Origin of the sequence: Pseudomonas uvaldensis (assembly GCF_021271205.1) — a bacterium.
Taxonomy (GTDB): Bacteria; Pseudomonadota; Gammaproteobacteria; order Pseudomonadales; family Pseudomonadaceae; genus Aquipseudomonas; species Aquipseudomonas uvaldensis.
Window position 1 is genome coordinate 1 of sequence record NZ_JAIWKS010000023.1, and the last position, 5,434, is coordinate 5,434.

At 52.3% G+C, this 5,434-nt stretch carries 2 tRNA genes and 2 rRNA genes; all 4 read right to left on the reverse strand.

Going from position 1 to position 5,434, the window contains the following annotated elements:
* Window positions 1–152: 152 nt before the first annotated feature.
* The 4 genes from LCU97_RS26375 to LCU97_RS26390 all read right to left on the reverse strand — a co-directional run bounded on the left by LCU97_RS26375 (window position 153) and on the right by LCU97_RS26390 (window position 5,086).
* A 23S ribosomal RNA gene (locus LCU97_RS26375) occupies window positions 153–3,044 on the reverse strand.
* A 261-nt stretch (window positions 3,045–3,305) separates the two neighbouring features.
* A tRNA-Ala gene (locus LCU97_RS26380) sits at window positions 3,306–3,381 on the reverse strand.
* A gap of 26 nt (window positions 3,382–3,407) precedes the next feature.
* A tRNA-Ile gene (locus LCU97_RS26385) sits at window positions 3,408–3,484 on the reverse strand.
* A gap of 65 nt (window positions 3,485–3,549) precedes the next feature.
* Window positions 3,550–5,086: ribosomal RNA gene (locus LCU97_RS26390) — 16S ribosomal RNA — on the reverse strand.
* Together the 16S and 23S rRNA genes with 2 tRNA genes alongside form the textbook arrangement of a ribosomal RNA operon.
* Between the last annotated feature and the right edge of the window lie 348 nt (window positions 5,087–5,434).

Genomic DNA, 5,434 nt, shown 5'->3' on the forward strand with positions numbered 1-5,434 from the left:
GGTAGCCGGCGCGTGCCATACGGTCACGTTCCAGCAAATGGGCATGCGATAGTTTGTGTGTGCCTTACGAACAAGTCCGAACTTTCGGTTCGTTTCGTCTTCACCACACCGCAATCTGGTCTCTGTCGAGCCCCAAATTGCTTGGGTGTTATATGGTCAAGCCTCACGGGCAATTAGTACAGGTTAGCTCAACGCCTCACAGCGCTTACACACCCTGCCTATCAACGTCGTAGTCTTCGACGGCCCTTCAGGGAGCTCAAGGCTCCAGTGAGATCTCATCTTGAGGCAAGTTTCCCGCTTAGATGCTTTCAGCGGTTATCTTTTCCGAACATAGCTACCCGGCAATGCCACTGGCGTGACAACCGGAACACCAGAGGTTCGTCCACTCCGGTCCTCTCGTACTAGGAGCAGCCCCTCTCAAATCTCAAACGTCCACGGCAGATAGGGACCGAACTGTCTCACGACGTTCTAAACCCAGCTCGCGTACCACTTTAAATGGCGAACAGCCATACCCTTGGGACCGGCTTCAGCCCCAGGATGTGATGAGCCGACATCGAGGTGCCAAACACCGCCGTCGATATGAACTCTTGGGCGGTATCAGCCTGTTATCCCCGGAGTACCTTTTATCCGTTGAGCGATGGCCCTTCCATACAGAACCACCGGATCACTAAGACCTACTTTCGTACCTGCTCGACGTGTCTGTCTCGCAGTCAAGCGCGCTTTTGCCTTTATACTCTGCGACCGATTTCCGACCGGTCTGAGCGCACCTTCGTACTCCTCCGTTACTCTTTAGGAGGAGACCGCCCCAGTCAAACTACCCACCATACACTGTCCTCGATCCGGATAACGGACCTGAGTTAGAACCTCAAAGTTGCCAGGGTGGTATTTCAAGGATGGCTCCACGCAGACTGGCGTCCACGCTTCAAAGCCTCCCACCTATCCTACACAAGCAAATTCAAAGTCCAGTGCAAAGCTATAGTAAAGGTTCACGGGGTCTTTCCGTCTAGCCGCGGATACACTGCATCTTCACAGCGATTTCAATTTCACTGAGTCTCGGGTGGAGACAGCGCCGCCATCGTTACGCCATTCGTGCAGGTCGGAACTTACCCGACAAGGAATTTCGCTACCTTAGGACCGTTATAGTTACGGCCGCCGTTTACCGGGGCTTCGATCAAGAGCTTCGCGTTAGCTAACCCCATCAATTAACCTTCCGGCACCGGGCAGGCGTCACACCCTATACGTCCACTTTCGTGTTTGCAGAGTGCTGTGTTTTTAATAAACAGTCGCAGCGGCCTGGTATCTTCGACCGGCGTGGGCTTACGCAGCAAGTGCTTGACCCTCACCGGCGCACCTTCTCCCGAAGTTACGGTGCCATTTTGCCTAGTTCCTTCACCCGAGTTCTCTCAAGCGCCTTGGTATTCTCTACCCAACCACCTGTGTCGGTTTGGGGTACGGTTCCTGGTTATCTGAAGCTTAGAAGCTTTTCTTGGAAGCATGGCATCAACCACTTCGTCACCCAAAGGGTAACTCGTCATCAGCTCTCGGCCTTGAAACCCCGGATTTACCTAAGATTTCAGCCTACCACCTTAAACTTGGACAACCAACGCCAAGCTGGCCTAGCCTTCTCCGTCCCTCCATCGCAATAACCAGAAGTACAGGAATATTAACCTGTTTTCCATCGACTACGCTTTTCAGCCTCGCCTTAGGGACCGACTAACCCTGCGTCGATTAACGTTGCGCAGGAAACCTTGGTCTTTCGGCGTGGGTGTTTTTCACACCCATTGTCGTTACTCATGTCAGCATTCGCACTTCTGATACCTCCAGCAAGCTTCTCAACTCACCTTCACAGGCTTACAGAACGCTCCTCTACCGCATCACTTACGTGATACCCGTAGCTTCGGTGTATGGTTTGAGCCCCGTTACATCTTCCGCGCAGGCCGACTCGACTAGTGAGCTATTACGCTTTCTTTAAAGGGTGGCTGCTTCTAAGCCAACCTCCTAGCTGTCTAAGCCTTCCCACATCGTTTCCCACTTAACCATAACTTTGGGACCTTAGCTGACGGTCTGGGTTGTTTCCCTTTTCACGACGGACGTTAGCACCCGCCGTGTGTCTCCCATGCTCGGCACTTGTAGGTATTCGGAGTTTGCATCGGTTTGGTAAGTCGGGATGACCCCCTAGCCGAAACAGTGCTCTACCCCCTACAGTGATACATGAGGCGCTACCTAAATAGCTTTCGAGGAGAACCAGCTATCTCCGAGCTTGATTAGCCTTTCACTCCGATCCACAGGTCATCCGCTAACTTTTCAACGGTAGTCGGTTCGGTCCTCCAGTCAGTGTTACCTAACCTTCAACCTGCCCATGGATAGATCGCCCGGTTTCGGGTCTATTCCCAGCGACTAGACGCCCTATTAAGACTCGCTTTCGCTACGCCTCCCCTATTCGGTTAAGCTCGCCACTGAAAATAAGTCGCTGACCCATTATACAAAAGGTACGCAGTCACAGAACAAAGTCTGCTCCCACTGCTTGTACGCATACGGTTTCAGGATCTATTTCACTCCCCTCTCCGGGGTTCTTTTCGCCTTTCCCTCACGGTACTGGTTCACTATCGGTCAGTCAGTAGTATTTAGCCTTGGAGGATGGTCCCCCCATATTCAGACAAAGTTTCTCGTGCTCCGTCCTACTCGATTTCATGGCCAAGAGATTTTCGCGTACAGGGCTATCACCCACTATGGCCGCACTTTCCAGAGCGTTCCGCTAATCTCAAAGCCACTTAAGGGCTAGTCCCCGTTCGCTCGCCACTACTAAGGGAATCTCGGTTGATTTCTTTTCCTCAGGGTACTTAGATGTTTCAGTTCCCCTGGTTCGCCTCTTGCACCTATGTATTCAGTGCAAGATAACCAGCTTGTGCTGGTTGGGTTCCCCCATTCAGAGATCTCCGGATCAAAGTCTGTTTGCCGACTCCCCGAAGCTTATCGCAGGCTACCACGTCTTTCATCGCCTCTGACTGCCAAGGCATCCACCGTATGCGCTTCTTCACTTGACCATATAACCCCAAGCAATCTGGTTATACTGTGAAGACGACATTCGCCGAAAATTCGTACGCTTGCTCTTCGAGCAACTCACAAATTTTACCTTAGCCTGAACACCACCAGTGAAAGTGGCCTTCAGTCTATCTTTCTATCACATACCCAAATTTTTAAAGAACGATCTGGTTCAAAGACCAGAAATCAACATTCATCATCCCCTGTCACCCCAGGGATGGAATGCTCATTTCTAAGCTTTAACGAGGGTCACCAATCGGTAATGGTGGAGCCAAGCGGGATCGAACCGCTGACCTCCTGCGTGCAAGGCAGGCGCTCTCCCAGCTGAGCTATGGCCCCGTATCGCTACAGGGTGCACCAGTAATTGGTGGGTCTGGGCAGATTCGAACTGCCGACCTCACCCTTATCAGGGGTGCGCTCTAACCAACTGAGCTACAGACCCAATCGTCTTCTTCAATGAATCAAGCAATTCGTGTGGGAGCTCATGCAGCAGCTGCGGTCGTCGATTAAGGAGGTGATCCAGCCGCAGGTTCCCCTACGGCTACCTTGTTACGACTTCACCCCAGTCATGAATCACACCGTGGTAACCGTCCCCCCGAAGGTTAGACTAGCTACTTCTGGTGCAACCCACTCCCATGGTGTGACGGGCGGTGTGTACAAGGCCCGGGAACGTATTCACCGCGACATTCTGATTCGCGATTACTAGCGATTCCGACTTCACGCAGTCGAGTTGCAGACTGCGATCCGGACTACGATCGGTTTTGTGGGATTAGCTCCACCTCGCGGCTTGGCAACCCTCTGTACCGACCATTGTAGCACGTGTGTAGCCCAGGCCGTAAGGGCCATGATGACTTGACGTCATCCCCACCTTCCTCCGGTTTGTCACCGGCAGTCTCCTTAGAGTGCCCACCATTACGTGCTGGTAACTAAGGACAAGGGTTGCGCTCGTTACGGGACTTAACCCAACATCTCACGACACGAGCTGACGACAGCCATGCAGCACCTGTCTCAATGCTCCCGAAGGCACCAATCCATCTCTGGAAAGTTCATTGGATGTCAAGGCCTGGTAAGGTTCTTCGCGTTGCTTCGAATTAAACCACATGCTCCACCGCTTGTGCGGGCCCCCGTCAATTCATTTGAGTTTTAACCTTGCGGCCGTACTCCCCAGGCGGTCAACTTAATGCGTTAGCTGCGCCACTAAGAGCTCAAGGCTCCCAACGGCTAGTTGACATCGTTTACGGCGTGGACTACCAGGGTATCTAATCCTGTTTGCTCCCCACGCTTTCGCACCTCAGTGTCAGTATCAGTCCAGGTGGTCGCCTTCGCCACTGGTGTTCCTTCCTATATCTACGCATTTCACCGCTACACAGGAAATTCCACCACCCTCTACCATACTCTAGCTCGTCAGTTTTGAATGCAGTTCCCAGGTTAAGCCCGGGGCTTTCACATCCAACTTAACGAACCACCTACGCGCGCTTTACGCCCAGTAATTCCGATTAACGCTTGCACCCTCTGTATTACCGCGGCTGCTGGCACAGAGTTAGCCGGTGCTTATTCTGTCGGTAACGTCAAAACCATCACGTATTAGGTAATGGCCCTTCCTCCCAACTTAAAGTGCTTTACAATCCGAAGACCTTCTTCACACACGCGGCATGGCTGGATCAGGCTTTCGCCCATTGTCCAATATTCCCCACTGCTGCCTCCCGTAGGAGTCTGGACCGTGTCTCAGTTCCAGTGTGACTGATCATCCTCTCAGACCAGTTACGGATCGTCGCCTTGGTGAGCCATTACCTCACCAACTAGCTAATCCGACCTAGGCTCATCTGATAGCGCAAGGCCCGAAGGTCCCCTGCTTTCTCCCGTAGGACGTATGCGGTATTAGCGTCCGTTTCCGAGCGTTATCCCCCACTACCAGGCAGATTCCTAGGCATTACTCACCCGTCCGCCGCTCTCAAGAGGTGCAAGCACCTCTCTACCGCTCGACTTGCATGTGTTAGGCCTGCCGCCAGCGTTCAATCTGAGCCATGATCAAACTCTTCAGTTCAAACATCTTTGGGTTTTGAGAAAACCCTAAACTTGGCTCAGCAATCGTTGGTTACATCTTTGATTTCTCGCGGAGTAACTTGTGATGCTGATAATCTGTTGACTAGCAGTCTGACTCCACAAGCACCCACACGAATTGCTTGATTCAGTTGTTAAAGAGCGGTGGGCTGAGGCTTTCGTCTCAACCGAGGCGCGCATTCTACAGCGCCCCGTGTATCTGTCAAGCGGTTATTTTCGAAGTTTTCAAAATTTCTTTTTCAACTTCAACCACTTGCGCTTTCGATCTCTCGTTAGCGGGAGGCGAATTCTACAGCGTTAGTCGCTGCTGTCAACACCTCTTTTTTACCGC